This window comes from Neorhizobium sp. 2083, assembly GCF_031455615.1.
GTDB lineage: Bacteria > Pseudomonadota > Alphaproteobacteria > Rhizobiales > Rhizobiaceae > Neorhizobium.
Genome location: NZ_JAVDTC010000001.1, coordinates 618014 through 635203 on the forward strand (window position 1 = coordinate 618014; position 17190 = coordinate 635203).

General features: G+C 62.9%; 23 protein-coding genes. 7 read left to right on the forward strand and 16 right to left on the reverse strand.

The genetic code is table 11. The annotated features are described in order from the left end of the window. Positions 1-34 precede the first annotated feature (34 nt). Positions 35-226 (reverse strand): CsbD family protein, encoded by a 192-nt coding sequence (locus J2X76_RS03310; protein WP_007769134.1) that lies wholly within the window; start codon positions 224-226, stop codon positions 35-37. A gap of 92 nt (positions 227-318) precedes the next feature. Continuing rightward, entirely contained in the window at positions 319-924 is a 606-nt protein-coding gene (locus tag J2X76_RS03315; RefSeq protein WP_113130546.1) for a YqgE/AlgH family protein, read from the reverse strand. 175 nt (positions 925-1099) lie between these two features. Here J2X76_RS03315 and J2X76_RS03320 point away from each other — a divergent pair, with 175 nt between their 5' ends. From J2X76_RS03320 to J2X76_RS03350, 7 genes are all read left to right on the forward strand, one after another. Next, on the forward strand, positions 1100-1942 hold the full coding sequence (locus J2X76_RS03320; RefSeq protein WP_310213122.1) for a protein-disulfide reductase DsbD domain-containing protein: 843 nt from the start codon (positions 1100-1102) through the stop codon (positions 1940-1942). A gap of 138 nt (positions 1943-2080) precedes the next feature. Further along, positions 2081-2566, forward strand: a complete 486-nt coding sequence (locus J2X76_RS03325; protein ID WP_113130544.1) for a peroxiredoxin — start codon at positions 2081-2083, stop codon at positions 2564-2566. 120 nt (positions 2567-2686) lie between these two features. Continuing rightward, positions 2687-2968: a hypothetical protein gene (locus J2X76_RS03330; RefSeq protein WP_310213125.1), complete on the forward strand. Its 282-nt coding sequence runs from the start codon at positions 2687-2689 to the stop codon at positions 2966-2968. A 167-nt stretch (positions 2969-3135) separates the two neighbouring features. Next, positions 3136-3258, forward strand: a complete 123-nt coding sequence (locus J2X76_RS03335) for a hypothetical protein (protein WP_310213128.1) — start codon at positions 3136-3138, stop codon at positions 3256-3258. Further along, positions 3255-4052 carry an ABC transporter ATP-binding protein gene (locus J2X76_RS03340; protein ID WP_310213131.1) on the forward strand — a complete coding sequence of 266 codons (798 nt, stop codon included), beginning with the start codon at positions 3255-3257 and terminating at the stop codon, positions 4050-4052. The genes J2X76_RS03335 and J2X76_RS03340 overlap by 4 nt, the downstream gene beginning before the upstream one ends. Beyond that, positions 4049-4921 (forward strand): metal ABC transporter permease, encoded by an 873-nt coding sequence (locus J2X76_RS03345; protein WP_310213134.1) that lies wholly within the window; start codon positions 4049-4051, stop codon positions 4919-4921. The genes J2X76_RS03340 and J2X76_RS03345 overlap by 4 nt, the downstream gene beginning before the upstream one ends. A gap of 16 nt (positions 4922-4937) precedes the next feature. Next, positions 4938-5837: a metal ABC transporter substrate-binding protein gene (locus J2X76_RS03350; protein WP_310213137.1), complete on the forward strand. Its 900-nt coding sequence runs from the start codon at positions 4938-4940 to the stop codon at positions 5835-5837. A 39-nt stretch (positions 5838-5876) separates the two neighbouring features. Here the strand turns inward: J2X76_RS03350 and J2X76_RS03355 are convergent, their stop codons facing one another. The 14 genes from J2X76_RS03355 to coxB all read right to left on the reverse strand — a co-directional run bounded on the left by J2X76_RS03355 (position 5877) and on the right by coxB (position 16944). Further along, a complete protein-coding gene (locus tag J2X76_RS03355; protein ID WP_310213140.1) occupies positions 5877-6185 on the reverse strand; it encodes a Dabb family protein in 309 nt (102 codons plus the stop codon). 62 nt (positions 6186-6247) lie between these two features. Continuing rightward, positions 6248-7057, reverse strand: coding sequence for an endonuclease/exonuclease/phosphatase family protein (locus J2X76_RS03360; RefSeq protein ID WP_310213143.1), 810 nt, complete (start codon positions 7055-7057; stop codon positions 6248-6250). 3 nt (positions 7058-7060) lie between these two features. Further along, the gene (locus J2X76_RS03365) at positions 7061-7789 is read right to left on the reverse strand and encodes a class I SAM-dependent methyltransferase (RefSeq protein ID WP_310213146.1); all 729 of its coding nucleotides are present in this window, start codon (positions 7787-7789) and stop codon (positions 7061-7063) included. 24 nt (positions 7790-7813) lie between these two features. Then, on the reverse strand, positions 7814-8254 hold the full coding sequence (rnhA, locus tag J2X76_RS03370; protein ID WP_007766503.1) for a ribonuclease HI: 441 nt from the start codon (positions 8252-8254) through the stop codon (positions 7814-7816). Further along, the gene (locus J2X76_RS03375; protein ID WP_310213151.1) at positions 8251-9234 is read right to left on the reverse strand and encodes a homoserine kinase; all 984 of its coding nucleotides are present in this window, start codon (positions 9232-9234) and stop codon (positions 8251-8253) included. Before J2X76_RS03375 ends, rnhA begins: the two co-directional genes overlap by 4 nt. Positions 9235-9309: 75 nt before the next feature. Further along, positions 9310-10326, reverse strand: a complete 1017-nt coding sequence (gene ispH / locus J2X76_RS03380; protein ID WP_113283783.1) for a 4-hydroxy-3-methylbut-2-enyl diphosphate reductase — start codon at positions 10324-10326, stop codon at positions 9310-9312. Between the two features lie 4 nt (positions 10327-10330). After that, positions 10331-10696, reverse strand: coding sequence for a DUF1304 domain-containing protein (locus tag J2X76_RS03385; protein ID WP_113130537.1), 366 nt, complete (start codon positions 10694-10696; stop codon positions 10331-10333). Positions 10697-10764: 68 nt separating this feature from the next. Beyond that, positions 10765-11535 (reverse strand): SURF1 family protein, encoded by a 771-nt coding sequence (locus tag J2X76_RS03390; protein WP_405029969.1) that lies wholly within the window; start codon positions 11533-11535, stop codon positions 10765-10767. A 68-nt stretch (positions 11536-11603) separates the two neighbouring features. Further along, positions 11604-12479 carry a cytochrome c oxidase subunit 3 gene (locus tag J2X76_RS03395; protein ID WP_310213156.1) on the reverse strand — a complete coding sequence of 292 codons (876 nt, stop codon included), beginning with the start codon at positions 12477-12479 and terminating at the stop codon, positions 11604-11606. 49 nt (positions 12480-12528) lie between these two features. Then, a complete protein-coding gene (locus J2X76_RS03400; protein ID WP_113130608.1) occupies positions 12529-13164 on the reverse strand; it encodes a cytochrome c oxidase assembly protein in 636 nt (211 codons plus the stop codon). A gap of 10 nt (positions 13165-13174) precedes the next feature. Beyond that, entirely contained in the window at positions 13175-13312 is a 138-nt protein-coding gene (locus J2X76_RS03405; protein WP_113130534.1) for a hypothetical protein, read from the reverse strand. Then, the gene (locus J2X76_RS03410) at positions 13312-14268 is read right to left on the reverse strand and encodes a heme o synthase (protein ID WP_310213160.1); all 957 of its coding nucleotides are present in this window, start codon (positions 14266-14268) and stop codon (positions 13312-13314) included. The genes J2X76_RS03405 and J2X76_RS03410 overlap by 1 nt, the downstream gene beginning before the upstream one ends. Positions 14269-14334: 66 nt before the next feature. Next, complete coding sequence (ctaD, locus tag J2X76_RS03415; RefSeq protein WP_113130533.1) at positions 14335-16041, reverse strand: cytochrome c oxidase subunit I; 1707 nt, start codon at positions 16039-16041, stop codon at positions 14335-14337. 18 nt (positions 16042-16059) lie between these two features. After that, positions 16060-16944: a cytochrome c oxidase subunit II gene (coxB, locus tag J2X76_RS03420; protein WP_113283649.1), complete on the reverse strand. Its 885-nt coding sequence runs from the start codon at positions 16942-16944 to the stop codon at positions 16060-16062. Between the last annotated feature and the right edge of the window lie 246 nt (positions 16945-17190).

Sequence of the window (17190 nt, forward strand, 5' to 3'; positions counted from 1 at the left end):
AACAGGTTTGAATTCTAGGCTTGGAACGTGACCGTTACATACGGTCGACAACGCTCTTTGCGGCATCCTTCACCTTGCCCTTGGCCTGCTGCGCATGGCCCTTGGCTTCCTGGCCCGCACCCTTTGCCTTGAGCTTCGGATTGTCGGTCATATCGCCGGCGGCCTGCTTGACCTTACCGGCCACTTCGTTGGCCTTGCCGGCCATCTTGTCACTGGTGCTGCCCATCATGCTTCTCCTTCTCGCGGACGTCCATCGTCCTGCGGGAAGAAGAACTCCGGGCCGGGGGCTTCGTTCCGGGGTTTTCCAAAATTTAGAAATCAGGCGTGGCCGGCTTCGCTGGAGAGCATTTCCGGGCTGACGCCGAGCAGGGCCAGGGCACGTTCGTATTTGCCTTCCAGCGCCCGGTCGAAGATCAATTCCTCGCTGGCTGCGCAGTTCAGCCAGCCGTTGTTGCCGATCTCGATTTCCAGCTGGCCGGGACCCCAGCCGGCATAACCGAGCAGCATCGTGGCCCGCGCCGGCCCGCGTCCGTCACAGATGGCGCGGACGATATCGAGCGTGGCGGTGAGCGAGATGTCGTCGCTGACCGGAATGGAGGATTCGCTGACAAAATCGTCCGAATGCAGCACGAAGCCGCGCCCCGTCTCCACCGGGCCGCCCGAGAGGATCGGGAAGTCGCGGGTCTGGACCGGCAGCATGATCGCATCGGCCTGATCCATGAGCTTCAAATGCAGGAGAACGTCCGTGAACGAGATCTGCTGCGGGCGGTTGATGATGAAACCCATGGCGCCGGCCTGGGAATGGGCGCAGATATAAACGACGGCGCGGGTGAAATTGCTGTCCTGCATGCCCGGCATGGCAATCAGGAACTGCCCGTCCAGAAAGCCCCGTTCGCTCTTGTCCCCCAGGGTCGAGAAAGCCATGATGCCTCCAGCCTGCCTTCCGGCCCAACCATGGGCAGGACAGCGTCGATTGCCATTCCATCAAGATGGGGCAGTCTGCCCGATCAATCAACCGAAAATGATCGGCATGCGCCGGCTCGTGACTGGTTTGGACACGTCCGATCGGTTAAATGCCTGGGCAATGAAGAGAATTTCGATGCGTAACATCCCTTCGAGGGTACCGACCGTGCTCGCCGCCTGCATCGCCGCGGGCGCGGCGCTCGGTGCTGCCTCGGCAGGCCGTGCAGAGACCTCCCCCTGGGCCAGCAACGAAGGCGGCCGGATGCGGATCGTGGCGATGCCGCCGGAGCCGGACGGCACGGTGCGCGGCGCGCTGCAGATCGAGCCGAAGGCCGGCTGGATCACCTATTGGAAGGAGCCGGGCGATGCCGGCATTCCTCCGCAGATGGTGTTTTCCAAGGCAAGCGGCGTGACGCTGAGCAGCATGGCCTATCCGGTGCCGAAGCGGATCGACAACGGCAATTTGCGCGATATCGGCTACGACCATGCGGTCGCCCTGCCTTTCGAGCTCAAGATGGAAGATCCGAGCAAGCCCCTGAACCTCGGCGCGTCGGCCTTTGTCGGTCTCTGCCGCAACATCTGCATTCCCTTCCAGGCGGATTTCTCGCTGCAGCTCGGGGCGACCAAGGGCACGCCGGTCGAGGAGGCGATGATCCTCAATGCCGCCGCCTCGAAACTGCCGGAAGCGCCATCGGGAGATTTTGCCGTCACCCACTATGCGATGACGCACGGGCGCGACAAGCTGAGCCTGAAGCTGAAGCTGCCGGCGGGAACCTCGGCGCCGCCACAGGTGATCGTCACGGGTCCGCAGGGCCATGTGCTCTTCGACGGCGTCAACGGCCGCCGCGACGGCGAGGCCTACGCGCTCGACATGCCGGTCGGCAAGCTGCCGAAAAACTACGACATCAAGGGCAAACGCTGGGGCATCCTGGTCATTGCCGGCAACCGGGCGATGGAAACCTCGCTCGCCTTCGAGTAAGCCGCTGACCCTCGATTGAACGGCCCCTTGCCGGCGTCCGCATTGCGGCGTCTCTCACTTGTCTTGCGTCAAGTCCGCTCTATAGTCGCCCGGAACGGCGGGGCTGAGACAGGCGCTCGCCCAAACGAGGAGAGCTCCATGACGATTGCCATCGGCGATAAACTTCCCGCAGCCACGTTCAAGGAAAAGACCGCGGACGGTCCGGTCGAGATCACCACCGGACAGCTTTTCGACGGCAAGAAGGTCGTGCTTTTCGCGGTGCCCGGCGCATTCACGCCCACCTGCACGCTGAACCACCTGCCGGGTTATCTCGAAAACCGCGACGCGATCCTTGCGAGAGGCGTCGACGACATCGCCGTTCTCGCCGTCAACGACTGGCACGTGATGGGCGCCTGGGCGACCCAGACGGGCGGCCTCGGCAAGATCCATTTCCTCGCCGACTGGGACGGCGCCTTCACCAAGGCGCTCGGCCTCGACGCCGACCTTTCCGCCGGCGGTCTCGGGGTGCGCTCCAAGCGTTATTCGATGCTCGTCGAAAACGGCGTCGTAAAATCGCTCAACGTCGAGGAAAGCCCCGGGCAGGCCACTGTCTCCGGCGCGGCGGCGATGCTGGAACAGCTCTGAACGGTCCCCAGTTTGCTTTCGAAGGACGCCTGCGGGCGTCCTTTTTTGTTTGCGCCCGCGTTCGGGAACTTCCGGCGGCCCTTCCGGTTACGCTGTCAGGTCAGTTGAAGGGAGAGCGCAATGGAAAACGCCCTATGGTTATTCGTCGTTGCGGGTGGCGCGGCCATTCTGGGGCTCGCCCTCGCCTTCGGAATCATCAGGCAGAACCCGGCAAGAGGCGTCGGTGCCATCGCCGGAGCTTTCATCGTCGCGATCGGAGCCGTCGGGCTCGGATATCTGGTTTCCAGCCAGACGGACACCGCACCGACCAAATCGCCGGATGTACAGGGCAGCCAATACGACACTCCCGCTCGACCTTCCGATCAGAACGCGCTGCGGGGCCTGAACCAGCCGAACCGCTGACATCTCGGCCATAGGCGTCATCGCGCCTGCCGACGTGGTGACCTGAACCGACAAAGGTTCCGTCAGCCGACCGGGCAATCTACGATCTTCAAAATCACGAGCCGCCTTGTTTTTGCCATTTTTGTTATAACATAACCGTAATGTTATTACATTTTATGGCGACCCGAATGTTATATCCACGTCCTTCTTCCGGCCTCCTCGGCCGCTCGGCTGCCAGCCGGCTCCTCTATGTCGCGTTGCTTCTCGGCCTGCTCTGGCTGGCGATCCGTTGGGCGGTGATGCTGCCGTGAGCGCCCTCCTGACGCTCGACAACCTGACGGTTACCTACGACCGTCATCCCGCCGTCCATCACGTATCGGGCTTCTTCCGGGCCGGCAGCCTGACCGCGATCGCCGGGCCGAACGGGGCCGGCAAGTCGACGCTGATGAAAGCGATCATGGGCGAATTGCGGCCGGCGGAAGGTCGGCTGCAGCATCGGCTCACCCGCAGCGATTTCGGTTACCTGCCACAGGCGGCGGATATCAACCGGCGTTTCCCGATCTCCGTCCTCGATACCGTGCTGCTCGGCGCATGGCGGCATACGGGCGCCTTCAAGGCGAATGGTGCCCGCGAGCACCGTCGAGCAGACGAGGCACTCGCCGCCGTCGGCCTCGGCGGTTTCGAGCGGCGGCCGATCGGGTCGCTGTCGGCCGGACAGTTCCAGCGGGTGCTGTTTGCGCGGCTCCTGCTCCAGGATGCAAAGGTCATCCTGCTCGACGAGCCGTTCACCGCAATCGACGCACGCACGACGGAAGACCTGCTCGGCATCGTCGCGCACTGGCATGGCGAAGGCCGCACGGTGATCGCCGTGCTCCACGATCTCGAGCAGGTGCGAACGCATTTTCCCGAAACCCTGCTTCTCGCCCGCGAATGTATCGCCTGGGGGCCGACGGCGGTGGTGATGTCGGCGGACAATCTCCTCAAGGCGCGGATGATGGCCGAGCGCTGGGACGATGGCGCGGGGGTCTGCGAACCGCAGGCCGGCAGCACCTTGCCTGGCGCGTCGCGCTCGCCGGAACCCTCGATCGGCGGGCCGGCCGCATGAGCGCCTACGACCTCCTGATCGCGCCGTTTGCCGATTACGGCTTCATGCGCCGGGCGCTGGTGGCGTGCCTGTGCCTGGCGCTCGGTTCCGGGCCGATCGGCGTCTTCCTGATGCTGCGGCGCATGAGCCTCATGGGCGACGCGATGAGCCATGCGGTGCTGCCGGGTGCGGCGATCGGCTATCTGGTCGCCGGCTCGCTGTCGCTGACGGCGATGGGGATCGGCGGGTTGATCGCCGGGCTTTCCGTGGCGCTGCTTTCCGGCGTCGTCAGCCGTTCCACCGTGCTGCAGGAAGATGCGAGCTTTGCGAGCTTCTACCTCGCCTCGCTTGCTCTCGGCGTGCTGATCGTCTCGCTGCGCGGCTCCAACATCGATCTTCTCCACGTACTGTTCGGCACCATTCTCGCCATAGACGGCCCGGCGCTCGCCCTGATTGGCGGCATCACCTCGGTGACGCTGCTGACGCTCGCGATCGTCTACCGGCCGCTGGTCGCCGAGTGTTTCGATCCGGGCTTCCTGCGCGCCGTCGGCGGGCGCGGGCCGGTCTATCATGCGCTGTTCCTGCTGCTCGTGGTGCTCAACATGGTGGCGAGCTTCCAGGCGCTCGGCACGCTGATGGCGGTCGGGCTGATGATGCTGCCGGCGGCGATCGCGCAGCTCTGGGCGCGCAGCCTGACGGCGATGATGGCGCTTGCCGCCGCCGCGGCCGCCGTCTCCGGTTATGTCGGGCTGATTGCCTCCTACCATCTCGAACTCGCCTCCGGCCCGACGATCATCATGACGGCGGCGGTGATCTACGCCTTTTCCATCCTCTTTTCGCCCTCCGGCTTTGCCCGGCGGCTCTTTCCCCGTCCGCATCTCGCGGGCTGATTTTAAGGAGACTTCGATGATATCCCGCAGACTGCTTCTCTCCGCCGCTATTCCCGCTCTCATGGCCTTTTCCACCGTGCCGGCCTTCGCGGACACACTGAAAGTCGTCGCCTCCTTCACCGTGCTGGGCGACGTCGTTTCCCAGGTGGGCGGCAAACATGTGAAGGTGACCAGTCTCGTCGGCCCGAACGGAGATCCCCACGAATTCGAGCCGTCGCCGAGCGACGCCAAAAACCTCAAGGCGGCGCAGGTGGCTTTTGTCAGCGGCGAAGGCCTGGAAGGCTGGATGGACCGGCTGATCACCGCCTCGGGCTACAAGGGCAAGCCGGTCGTGGTCTCGGAAGGCATCAGCACGCGCAGCATGGATGAAGACGGCAAGACGGTGACCGATCCGCATGTCTGGAACAGCCCGGTCAACGTCAAGATCTGGGTCTCCAATATCGAGAAGGCGCTGTCGGAGGCCGATCCGGGCGATGCGGGTGCCTTCAAGGCGAATGCCGAGGCCTATCTCCAGAAGCTCGACGCGATGAATGCCTATGCGCATTCCAAGTTCGACAATATTCCGGCCGACCGCCGCAAGGTGCTGACCAGCCACGACGCCTTCGGTTATTTCGGCCGCGAATACAATGTGAGCTTCCTGGCGCCGCTCGGGCTTTCGACCGAGACGGAGGCCTCCGCTGCCGACGTCGCCAAGCTGATCGAGCAGATCAAGGCGGAGGGCGTAAAAACCTATTTCCTGGAGAATTCCAACGATCCACGGCTGGTGAAGCAGATCGCAAGGGCGACGGCGGCCCAGCCGGGCGGCGAGCTCTATGTGGAATCGCTCTCGGACGCCAAGGGGCCGGCGCCGACCTATGAGAAGATGTTCCGCTACAATGTCGACCAGATCGCCGCGGCAATGGCGAAGTCGAGCTGAGAAAAAGAGGGCCGCTGGCCGAATGCCGGCGGCCTTTCCTCATACCGCCATGTCGAAGACCAGCAGCCCCGAAAGGCCGCCGTCGGCGGAGCCGATGATCCGGTCGCCGACGGTGATGTGGTCGGGGTGAACGAGATAGGCGTCACGCGCTTCCGGGCTTTCGAAGGTCACCACGAAACCGTCGAGGAAACCGCCGTTCAGGCCCTCGGGGGAAACGTTCTGGCCGAACTTTACATCGAGTATGCCGGGCGTGACATCCTTCAGCGCCACGACGGCATCATAGATCGACTGCTTTTCGGCCTGCTGGATGGCCGCCTTGAACCGAACGAATACGCAATGCAGGATCATGAACCGGCCTCCCGAGTTGTTTGCGGCAGAATAGTGACTGATGCTCGGAGCGCAACAGCGGTTCAGGCAATTTCCAGAAGCAGGGCGCGGTGGTCGGAGACCTCCGGCTGCGCGACCACATCGAAACGTCCCACCTTCACATCCGGCGTCACCAGCAGAAAGTCCGCATACCGGCCGTCCTTCGGGTACCAGGAGGTGCGGGTGTCGGTGAAACCGCGCGTGGTGACGAGATCGGTGAGGCCAAGCCGGCCGAGGATCGCGAAAGTTTCGCTGCCGGGCAGCAGATTGAAGTCGCCGCAGACGACCAACGGCTCGCCGGCCTGCCGTACCTTTTCGATCAGCGCCACAAGCGCATGCGCCTGCGCCAGCCTGGCCGGCGTATCGCCCTTGCCGGCGAGATCGCGAAGACCGTGCATCTGCACGATCGTCACCGCCGAGCCCGCCCCGTGGCGGAAGACGCGCACACCATGGCCATTGCGGGGGCGCGGATGTTCGCCAAAACCGGCGAGCGGGAAATCACCGTGGATGAAACCCTGCGTCTGACCGATCACCGGCAGGCCCTGCCGGACGAAGGTCGCGATCCCCCATTCCGACATCACCTCGCGATTGCCGTCATAAAGCGGACCGCAGGCAGCCGGCGCGAAAAAGGCACGGTGCCCCGGAAGAACGGCCTCGACATCCTCCAGCAGGCTTGCCCGCTGCGGCAGTTCGAAATCGCCCTCGCGAAAGGTCAGCCAGCCGCCGCCATATCCCGCGACATGGGTGACCTCCTGCAGGCAAAGCACATCCGCATCGGCGTCCTTCAGATACCGCATCAGCGGTTCATGGACACGGCCGCCCCAGGCGTTGAGGCAGATCAGGCGCAGGGTCATCGCTCAGCGCTCCGCGGAAATCATCAGGATCATCGGGCGGTCCATTTCTTCGGCAAGGGCCGGATTGGCGGCAATCTCATCCGCCGACGGGTGCCATTCAATGAGGCGGCGGACGGCAAATCCGCAGTCGATCAATGTGTTCAACGTGGTGCCGATGGTGCGGTGGTATTTGACGACGCCCCTGGCGAGCCAGTCCGTCATGCGCCGGCCCTCGACCGAATACCCATCCACAGGCCAGAATTTCTGGCCTGCCTCGTCCATCCGCCAGCCGGGTCGGGCGGAGGCCATGTAGATCGGGTGCTCGATGGTGAAGACGAATTTTCCACCGGGCAAGAGAGCCGCGTGGACCTCGGCCGCCAGCCGGCCGAAATCTTCCAGGTAATGGAAAGCAAGCGAACTGTAGGCGAGATCGAAAGCGGCCGGCGACAGCTCGATACGCTCCAGATCGGCGATTTCATAAGTGATGGCCGGACCGGCGTTTTCGGCCCGCGCCCTGGAGATCATGTTTTCCGAGAGATCGAGGCCGAGCACGGAGGCAGCGCCCTCTTCCGCCGCAAAGCGCGAGAACCAGCCGAAACCGCAGCCGAGATCGACGACGCGCAGGCCCTTCATCTTAGGAAGCAGGGTCCGGATCACCGGCCATTCGGCGGCGCCGGCGAGGCCATGGACCGAACGGCCGAGCCGGCTGTAGCCTTCGAAGAAGTCCGGCGTGTCGTAGACGTTCTGCGCCATCGGTCCCTCCCCGGCCCCAAGCGGCTATTTCTTCTTGAACGGCGCCATGCCGAGGCGGGCAAGCTCGTCGGCGCGCTCGTTTTCAGGATGGCCGGCATGGCCCTTCACCCAGTGCAGCGTCACCTTGTGCTTGTTGCGCGCTTCTTCCAGCTGCTGCCAGAGTTCGGCATTCTTGACCGGTTTCTTGTCGGCTGTCTTCCAGCCGTTCTTTTTCCAGCCGAAAATCCACTTGGAAATGCCGTCCATCACATATTTGCTGTCGGTGTGAAGGTTGACCTCGCACGGGGTCTTCAGCGCGTTCAAGGCCGTGATCGCCGCCATCAGCTCCATGCGATTGTTGGTCGTTTCGGCTTCGCCGCCGAACATTTCCTTTTCCGTCTCGCCATACCGCAGGATGGCGCCCCAGCCGCCCGGACCGGGATTGCCGGAACAGGCACCGTCGGTGAAAATCTCTACCTGCTTCATGATGCGGACGGTCTTTCCTCGGCAAGCCCGTATTCGCTGGCCGATATGATCTGGCGGTGGAAGCGCAGCTTGCGCAGATATTCGAGCGGATCCTTCTTGACGACCAGGGCACCGGCCGGCGTCGTCAGCCAGTCGTAGAGCCTGGTCAAGAAGAAGCGCAACGCCGAGCCGCGCGCGAGGATCGGCAGGGCCGCGATCTCCTCACCGTCGAGCGGGCGGACGCTCTGGTAACCTTCGAGCAGCGCCTGGCCCTTGGTGAGATTGTAGGCGCCGTCCTTTTCGAAACACCAGGCGTTCAGGCAGATCGAGACGTCATAGGCGAGCAGGTCATTGCAGGCGAAATAGAAGTCGATCAGGCCGGAGAGCTCATCGCCGAGGAAGAAGACATTGTCCTGGAAGAGATCGGCATGGATGACGCCGGCCGGCAGATCCTTCGGCCAGTTGGCGCTCAGGAAATCGAGCTCGGCGGAAATCTCGTCCTGCAGGCCGGTTTCGACCTCGTCGGCACGGGCCGCCGATTTTTCCCACAGCCCGATCCACCCTTCGCACGACAGCGCGTTCGGGCGTTTCAGCTCGAAACCCTGACCGGAGAGATGCAGCCGGGCCAGCGCCTTGCCGACCTCACGGCAATGCTTCGCCTCGGGTTTGCGCAGCCACATGCCCTCGAGGAAGGAGATAAGCGCGGCCGGCCGGCCCGACAGGGCGCCGTAGAGGCGTCCGTCGTTACGCGGCAAAGGCAGCGGGCATGACAGGCCGGCGGCGGCCAGATGCTGCATCAGGCCGAGGAAGAACGGCAGGTCGCGCTCGTCCGTGCGCTTTTCGTAGAGCGTCAGGATCAGCGGATCGCGGGTCGTGTGCAGCAGGAAATTCGAGTTCTCGACGCCTTCGGCGATCCCCTTGTAGGAGGTCAGCTCGCCGACGTCGTATTCCGCCAGGAACCGCTTCAGGTCGTCTTCGGTGATATCGGTGTAAACGGCCAAGGTGGTCTCACAGTCCGTGGAAAATCAGAGTGGTTTGTGGGCGGGGCAAACGGGGTTGCTGCAGGCCGCATCCGTTCACGCCGGAACCCCGTTCACCCAGGCCATGTCCTCCACAGTCAGCGGCACGCTGCGCAGCTCCCGATTGACGAGGAAATTCTCGGTTTCCTCCGCCGTGATCGCAAGCTCGATCTCGGCGTCGAACCGTTCCTTGAAGGCGGCGATGATCTCGTCGACGATGACTTCCGGGGCCGACGCGCCGGCCGACAGGCCGAGCGTGCCGATGCGGCCGATTTCGTCCCAGTTCAGTTCGGAGGCGCGCTGCACCAGCATCGAGCGCTTTGCCCCTGCCCTCAGCGCCACTTCGACCAGCCGCTTGGAGTTCGACGAATTCGGAGCGCCAACGACGATGAACAGGTCGCAGCCGGGGGCGGCTTCCTTCACCGCTTCCTGGCGGTTGGTGGTGGCGTAGCAGATCGAGTCGGCGGCCGGCGCCGTGAGGTTCGGGAACCGCTCCTGCAGCTTGGCGATCACGCCGGCCGTATCGTCGACCGAAAGCGTCGTCTGGGTGACGTAGCCGAGATTGTCGGGATCCTCGGGAATATAGGCTTCCGCATCGGCGATCGTATCGATAAGCGACACGGTGCCTGGCGGCAGCTGGCCCATCGTGCCGATCACTTCCGGGTGGCCGGCATGGCCGATCAGCACCACATGGCGGCCGAGGCGCTGGTGGCGCATCGCCTGCTTGTGGACCTTGGAAACCAGCGGACAGGTCGCGTCGAGATAAAAGAGATTGCGGGCCTGCGCATCCTCGGGCACCGATTTCGGCACGCCGTGGGCGGAGAAAACCACCGGCTGCTCCCGGTGCTCGGCTGGGATCTCGTCCAGTTCCTCGACGAAGACGGCGCCCTTGGCTTCCAGCCCCTCGACCACATAACGGTTATGGACGATCTCGTGGCGGACATAGACCGGCGCGCCATAGGCCTTCAGCGCCAGCACGACGATCTGGATCGCCCTGTCGACGCCGGCGCAGAAACCGCGCGGGCCGCAGAGGCGAATCTTGAGCGGGCTTTTTTCGGATATGGATGATGCCATCAAATCAGGACGCCAGGACTGTCAGCACGAGAGCGAGAATGGCCGGACCGCCCTGGATGAGCAGGATGCGCGGCTTGACCGACCACGCGCCATATATAGCGGCAATGATGACGCACACAAGAAAGAAGAGCTTCAATTGAAAGGCGAAGCCCGGATCGGCCTCAAGCAGCGACCAGAACAGGCCGGCGGCCAGGAAGCCGTTGTAGAGGCCCTGGTTGGCGGCGAGAACCCTGGTGGTCTCGGCCTGTTCCGGCGACATGCGGAACACCTTTCGGCCGGTCGGGCCGGTCCAGAGGAACATTTCCAGGACCAGAAACCCGACATGCAGAAGCGCGGTCAGCGCGACGAAAATGTTTGCCAGAAGTGCCATAACGTTGCCCCGATTCCCTCAACCCTTCGACAAGGCTATCGCAATTGCGGGTTTCAGGCCATGCGGGTTCAGGCGCGCTTGCGCCGGAAAAACATGCCGATGACGACGGCGACTAGAGCGGCCGCCAGACCGTACCAGGTGACGGCATATTGCAGGTGGCTGTTCGGCAGGTCGAACTGGGTGACCCCACCCTTCGGCCAACCGCCCGGATTGGCGGCGGACGCGTCGGCATCCACGAAGAACTGCACGACCCTGGAGGCATCGATGCCGGTGGTGGAGGCCATCGCATCAAGATCCTTCCAATAAAAGATGTTCTTCGCCAGATCGTTGTCCGGCACGATGGAGGACGGTTTTTTGCCGAGCCGCACCCGGGCATAACCGGTGACGGTCTGCTGGCCGGCCAATTCCCCGCCGGTGCGGGTCTTCGGATCCTTCATCTCATAGGGCACGAAGCCGCGGTTGACGAACAGGATGCGGCCATCGGCAAGCGTCATCGGCGTATAGACATAGAACCCGGTCTGGCCCCCGAAGGTCGCGAAGAAATGCCGTTCCCTGGAATGGTCGAACGTGCCGGCAACCGATACCCGCCGATATTCGATATCACCGCCGGTTTTCCGGACCGCCTCGATATCGGAGAGCTGGACGGGTGCCGCTGCCCGCCGCTCGGCGATATCGGCAAGCAGGCCCTCCTTCCAGTGCAATCGCTCCACCTGCCAGGTGCCGAGCGACAGAAGGATGACGAGCGCCGCCAGAACCGCGACGGCCGTCGCGATCATCCGGCCACGGCCGCGGGCGGGCGTTTCATCCGATCCGGTTGGGGTGGGAAGCTTGATTGCCATTCATTCCAGTCCTCGAAAAGCAGAAGGGCGGCTCATCGCCGCCCTTCCTTGAATTCCTGTCCCCGGGATCAGCCGTGAACCGGTGCGCCCCAGCCGCCCCAGATGTAGATGGCGAAGAAGAGGAACAGCCAGACCACGTCGACGAAGTGCCAGTACCAGGCGGCGGCTTCGAAGCCGAAGTGCTTGGTGGGCGTGAAGCCTCCGTTGGCGGCGCGCAGCAGGCAGACCAGCAGGAAGATGGTGCCGATCAGCACGTGGAAACCGTGGAAGCCGGTCGCCATGAAGAAGGTCGCGCCGTAGATCGAGTTGGAGAACGCGAACGGCGCGTGGACGTATTCGTAAGCCTGGACGCAGGAGAACAAGATGCCGAGTGCGACGGTCAGCGCGAGACCGGTGACCAGGCCCTTGCGGTCGCCGTGCAGCAGCGCGTGGTGAGCCCAGGTGACGCAGGTGCCCGACAGCAGCAGGATGACCGTGTTGTAGATCGGCAGGTGCCAGGGATCGAGCACTTCGACGCCCTTCGGCGGCCACTGACCGCCGAGGAATTCAACGCGGGTCGCCTGGATCGCCTCGTTGGCATAGAGGCTCGCATCGAAGAAGGCCCAGAACCAGGCGACGAAGAACATCACTTCGGAAGCGATGAACATGATCATGCCGTAGCGCAGGTGCAGGGAGACCACGCGGGTATGGGCGCCCGAATTGCCTTCCTTGATGGTGTCCGACCACCAGCCGATCATCGTATAGAGGATGATGGCGAGGCCGATGAAGAATATCCACGGGGTCGCAAGGTCGAGACCGAAGATATGGAACTGGCCGCCATGCAGATAGCGCATGTAGCCCACCCCGCCGAAGGTCAGGACGAAGGCGCCGATCGAGGCCAGGATCGGCCACGGGCTCGGATCGATGATGTGGTAGTCGTGATTTTTCTGATGCGCGTCGGCCATGTCAGAATCCCCGGATGAATGCCTGCTTCGCCAGTTAAGGCGAACCCTCTTAAAGTTTCCCCACGCCTGTGTTCTGGGCGCCCGTCTTCGGGGCGCCTGCCTTCTGGCCTTCCGGCAGAGCGGCGACCGGTTTCGACGGCTCGCTCGGATAGAAGGTGTAGGACAGGGTGATCGTTTTGATGTTCTTGGTCTCTGGTGCCGTGGCGAGCTCCGGGTCAACGAAGAACACCACCGGCATCTGAACCGACTGGCCGGGCTGCAGCGTCTGCTCGGTGAAGCAGAAGCACTCGACCTTGTTGAAATAGGCGCCCGCTTCCATCGGCGTCACGTTGAACACGGCGCTTCCCGTCGTCGGCTTCGACGAGCGGTTGGTCGCGGTATATTCGATCTGCACGGTCTCGCCGATCTTCGGGTTCACGGCCTTGGCCGGCTTGAACTCCCAGTTCAGGCCCGGCGAGATATTGGCGTCGAACGTCACCTGGATCGGCTTGTTCAGGATCTTGTCGGAATACTGCTCGACGCGCTGGGTCGTGCCGTTGTAGCCGGTGACCTGGCAGAAAAGCCGGTAGAGCGGCACGGACGCATAGGCGGCGCCGACCATGCCGGCGACGAAAACGGCGCAGCCGGCGAAGATCGCGCTGTTGCTGACCCGCTTTGCCTGACCGTTCTGATTGACGTCCGTCATCGCTTCCACCCTAGTTCCCGACTCCGCCGATCTTCACCAGCGTCATGATGTAGAAGAGCACCACGAGCCCGGCGAGAACCACGCCGAGCGCGATATTGCGGTTGCGGCGCGACTTCCTCTGGGCTTCGCTGAGCTTGACGGTTTCCATCACAGCAAACCTCCGAGGAGCTGCGGCAGTCCCGCCAGCAGCCGGTCGGCCAGCAGGCCAGAGAAGATCGCGAACAGATAAAAGATCGAATAGGCGAACATCTTCTTCGCCGGCATCATCTTCTCGTCGCCGTCGGGCATGCGCCGGACGGCGATGGAACAGATGACGAAGATCGCACCGAGCACGGCCGCGAAGATGCCGTAACCGAGGCCGGCAAGACCGGTGAAGGTCGGAGCGACGGCAATTGCCGCAGTCAGCACCGCATAGGCGACGATCTGGTTCTTGGTGGAGGATTCGCCCGCGACATTCGGCATCATCGGCACGCCGACCGAGCCGTAGTCCCGCATCTTGAACAGCGCGAGAGCCCAGAAATGCGCCGGCGTCCACAGGAAGATGATCAGGAACAGGAGAATGCTGTCCAGCGAAACGCCGCCCGTCACGCAGGCCCAGCCGATCATCGGCGGGAAAGCGCCGGAGGCACCGCCGATGACGATGTTCTGCGGCGTCGAACGCTTCAGCCACATCGTATAGACGACCGCGTAGAAGAAGATGGTGAAGGCGAGCAGGCCGGCGGCAAACCAGTTGACCGCGAGGCCGAGGATGACGACCGAGAAGACCGAGAGCGTCAGGCCGAAGGCGAGCGCTTCCTGGGGCAGGATGCGGCCTGCCGGGATCGGGCGCCCGGCGGTGCGGGTCATGACCGCGTCGATATCGGCGTCATACCACATGTTCAGCGCCCCGGAGGCGCCGGCGCCGACGGCAATGCAGAGAATGGAAATCACGCCGAGGACCGGATTGATCTGGCCGGGCGCGAGGATGAGGCCGGCGAATGCGGTGAAGACCACGAGCGACATCACCCGCGGCTTCAGCAGTTCGAAGAAATCGCGCGCACCCGCTTCCGAGAGGCGCAAGCCTCCATCGGTGCCAAGAGCGTCGTGATTGTCGATAACCGTCATTGAACCGTCCTGCCTGGTATTCCAGGGCATCGCGATCGACGCGATGCCCCTTTTCGAAAGATCCGCTTACTTGATGCGCGGCAGCTGTTCCCACTGGTGGTACGGCGGCGGCGAAGACAGCTGCCATTCCAGCGTGGTCGCACCTTCGCCCCACGGATTGTCGCCGGCAACGCGCTTCTTGGCGAAGGCTTCCCAGACGCCGAAGAGGAAGATCAGCACACCGACGAAGGAGATGTAGGAGCCAACGGAAGAAACGTAGTTCCAGCCGGCGAAGGCATCCGGATAGTCGATGTAGCGGCGCGGCATGCCGGCGAGGCCGAGGAAGTGCTGCGGGAAGAACACCAGGTTGACGCCGATGAACATGACCCAGAAATGCAGGTTGCCGATCCGCTGGCTGTACATGTAGCCGAACATTTTCGGGAACCAGTAGTACCAGGCCGCGAAGATGGCGAAAACGGCGCCGAGCGACAGAACGTAGTGGAAGTGGGCCACCACGTAATAGGTGTCATGCAGCGAGCGGTCGAGGCCGGCATTGGCGAGCTGGACACCCGTGACGCCACCGACGGTGAACAGGAAGATGAAGCCGATCGCCCAGATCATCGGTGTCGAGAAGGTCAGCGAGCCGCCCCACATCGTCGCGATCCAGGAGAAGATCTTGATGCCGGTCGGAACCGCGATGACCATCGTCGCGAAGACGAAGTAGCGCTGTGCGTCGAGCGACATGCCGACCGTGTACATGTGATGGGCCCAGACGATGAAGCCGACGGCGCCGATCGCGACCATGGCGTAGGCCATGCCGAGATAACCGAAGACCGGCTTTTTCGAGAAGGTCGAGACGATGTGGCTGATGATGCCGAAGCCGGGCAGGATCAGGATGTACACTTCCGGGTGGCCGAAGAACCAGAACAGATGCTGGTAGAGGATCGGGTCGCCGCCGCCTTCCGGCGCGAAGAAGGTCGTGCCGAAGTTGCGGTCGGTCAGAAGCATGGTGATGGCGCCCGCCAGAACCGGCAGCGACAGCAGCAGCAGGAAGGCGGTGACCAGAACGGCCCAGGCGAACAGCGGCATCTTGTGCAGCGTCATGCCCGGAGCGCGCATGTTGAGGATCGTGGTGATGAAGTTGATCGCGCCGAGGATCGAGGACGCGCCGGCAACGTGCAGCGAGAAGATCGCAAGATCGACAGCCGGACCCGGGTGACCCATGGTCGCAAGCGGCGGATACATCGTCCAACCGCCGCCGACGCCGTAGGCGCCTGCCGGGCCTTCGACGAACATCGACAGCAGCAGCAACAGGAATGCCGGCACGATCAGCCAGAAGGAAATGTTGTTCAGACGCGGGAAGGCCATGTCCGGCGCGCCGATCATGATCGGCACCATCCAGTTGGCGAAACCGCCGATCATCGCCGGCATGACCATGAAGAAGATCATGATCAGCGCATGGCCGGTGGTGAACACGTTGAACATGTGCTTGCCGCCGTCGATGGCAGCATCACCCTCGAAGCCGTAGACCATGGAAGCCAGACCGTGGAAGATCTGGATGCCCGGCTCCTGCAGCTCCATGCGCATGGCGACCGACAGAAGGCCGCCGACGATGCCCGCGAAGATCGCGAAGATCAGATAGAGCGTGCCGATGTCCTTGTGGTTGGTCGAAAACAGCCAACGCTGAGCAAAAGTCGGCGTGTGCGAATGATCGTGATGATCGTCGTGAGCATGCGCGTCATCGTGAGAGGTGCGAGCATGAGCGTGATCGTCGTGAGCGGAATGTCCAGCCATTGTCCTCACTCCTCTTGATTACTTGGATTCGTTTGCGGCAACGGCGAAGTTGCCGGCCGGCTTGTCGACCGCAGCCACGAGAGCCTTGTAGGCACCCGGCAGGTCGGTCGCGGCAGCTGCGAGCCACGTCTTGTACTTGTCTTCCGAAACGACCCGGATGGCGATCGGCATGAACGCATGGTCCTTGCCGCACAGCTCGGAGCACTGGCCGTAATAGAGACCTTCCTTTTCAGCCTTGAACCAGGTTTCGTTCAAGCGGCCCGGAACGGCGTCGATCTTGACCCCGAAAGCCGGCATTGCGAAGGCATGGATGACGTCGGACGGAGCAGCAGTCACCAGCATGCGCACGGTCTTGTTGACCGGGATGATCATTTCGTTGTCGACGGCGAGAAGACGGGGATAGACGGCAGGATCGGTCTTGCCGGCAGCAGCGCGGTCCTGATCCTTCAGCATGAAACTGTCGAAGGCGACCGGCGCCGGCGTGCCTTCGTACTCATAGTTCCACTGCCACTGGGTGGCGGTGGCCTTGACGGTCATGTCCGAGTCCGGAATTTCGAGCTGGGCATTCAGCAGGTTGAAGGAGGGGATGGCGAGGAAGAAGAGGATGAGGACCGGACCAAGCGTCCAGATGATCTCGATCGCCGTATTGTGGCTCGTCCGCGACGGCACCGGATTGGCGCTGGCGCGGAACTTCACCACCACGACGACCAGAAGGGCCAGAACCAGCAGCGTGACCGGCACGATGAACCACAGGGTATAATGGTTGAACCAGCGGATCTGGTGCATGATCGGCGTCGCGGCCGCCTGGAAATCAATCTGCCACGGATGCGGCTGGTCCGCAAAACCTGCGGAAGCAAAGAGCAGACAGATGAGCGCCGTCATCACTGCAAAAGCCCTGTTCATCACTAAATATCTCCCCATGCGTCTGATCTCGATCAAACCGAACGCAGAATCCAAGCTATATGGTCTGCTTCAATCACAGTTTGCCTGCCGCCGCAATATCTGGCGGGAAAAGCCCGTGCGGCATTTTTGCGCCTCCCGGAGAAGCCCGGAATCGTGCCATAATCACCGGCTACATATCGGCCTTTTGCCGGGCCGAGGCCATATTCCACAGGCCTTTCACACTCTTTGCAGCGATACTATAGACCG

Bases quoted from the DNA above. Each gene is read 5' to 3' on its own strand.
- J2X76_RS03310 (WP_007769134.1), bottom strand. From the start codon at position 226: ATGGGCAGCACCAGTGACAAGATGGCCGGCAAGGCCAACGAAGTGGCC.
- J2X76_RS03315 (WP_113130546.1), bottom strand. From the start codon at position 924: ATGGCTTTCTCGACCCTGGGGGACAAGAGCGAACGGGGCTTTCTGGAC.
- J2X76_RS03320 (WP_310213122.1), top strand. From the start codon at position 1,100: ATGCGTAACATCCCTTCGAGGGTACCGACCGTGCTCGCCGCCTGCATC.
- J2X76_RS03325 (WP_113130544.1), top strand. From the start codon at position 2,081: ATGACGATTGCCATCGGCGATAAACTTCCCGCAGCCACGTTCAAGGAA.
- J2X76_RS03330 (WP_310213125.1), top strand. From the start codon at position 2,687: ATGGAAAACGCCCTATGGTTATTCGTCGTTGCGGGTGGCGCGGCCATT.
- J2X76_RS03335 (WP_310213128.1), top strand. From the start codon at position 3,136: ATGTTATATCCACGTCCTTCTTCCGGCCTCCTCGGCCGCTCGGCTGCC.
- J2X76_RS03345 (WP_310213134.1), top strand. From the start codon at position 4,049: ATGAGCGCCTACGACCTCCTGATCGCGCCGTTTGCCGATTACGGCTTC.
- J2X76_RS03350 (WP_310213137.1), top strand. From the start codon at position 4,938: ATGATATCCCGCAGACTGCTTCTCTCCGCCGCTATTCCCGCTCTCATG.
- J2X76_RS03355 (WP_310213140.1), bottom strand. From the start codon at position 6,185: ATGATCCTGCATTGCGTATTCGTTCGGTTCAAGGCGGCCATCCAGCAG.
- J2X76_RS03360 (WP_310213143.1), bottom strand. From the start codon at position 7,057: ATGACCCTGCGCCTGATCTGCCTCAACGCCTGGGGCGGCCGTGTCCAT.
- J2X76_RS03365 (WP_310213146.1), bottom strand. From the start codon at position 7,789: ATGGCGCAGAACGTCTACGACACGCCGGACTTCTTCGAAGGCTACAGC.
- rnhA (WP_007766503.1), bottom strand. From the start codon at position 8,254: ATGAAGCAGGTAGAGATTTTCACCGACGGTGCCTGTTCCGGCAATCCC.
- ispH (WP_113283783.1), bottom strand. From the start codon at position 10,326: ATGGCATCATCCATATCCGAAAAAAGCCCGCTCAAGATTCGCCTCTGC.
- J2X76_RS03385 (WP_113130537.1), bottom strand. From the start codon at position 10,696: ATGGCACTTCTGGCAAACATTTTCGTCGCGCTGACCGCGCTTCTGCAT.
- J2X76_RS03390 (WP_405029969.1), bottom strand. From the start codon at position 11,535: ATGGCAATCAAGCTTCCCACCCCAACCGGATCGGATGAAACGCCCGCC.
- J2X76_RS03395 (WP_310213156.1), bottom strand. From the start codon at position 12,479: ATGGCCGACGCGCATCAGAAAAATCACGACTACCACATCATCGATCCG.
- J2X76_RS03400 (WP_113130608.1), bottom strand. From the start codon at position 13,164: ATGACGGACGTCAATCAGAACGGTCAGGCAAAGCGGGTCAGCAACAGC.
- J2X76_RS03405 (WP_113130534.1), bottom strand. From the start codon at position 13,312: ATGGAAACCGTCAAGCTCAGCGAAGCCCAGAGGAAGTCGCGCCGCAAC.
- J2X76_RS03410 (WP_310213160.1), bottom strand. From the start codon at position 14,268: ATGACGGTTATCGACAATCACGACGCTCTTGGCACCGATGGAGGCTTG.
- ctaD (WP_113130533.1), bottom strand. From the start codon at position 16,041: ATGGCTGGACATTCCGCTCACGACGATCACGCTCATGCTCGCACCTCT.
- coxB (WP_113283649.1), bottom strand. From the start codon at position 16,944: ATGAACAGGGCTTTTGCAGTGATGACGGCGCTCATCTGTCTGCTCTTT.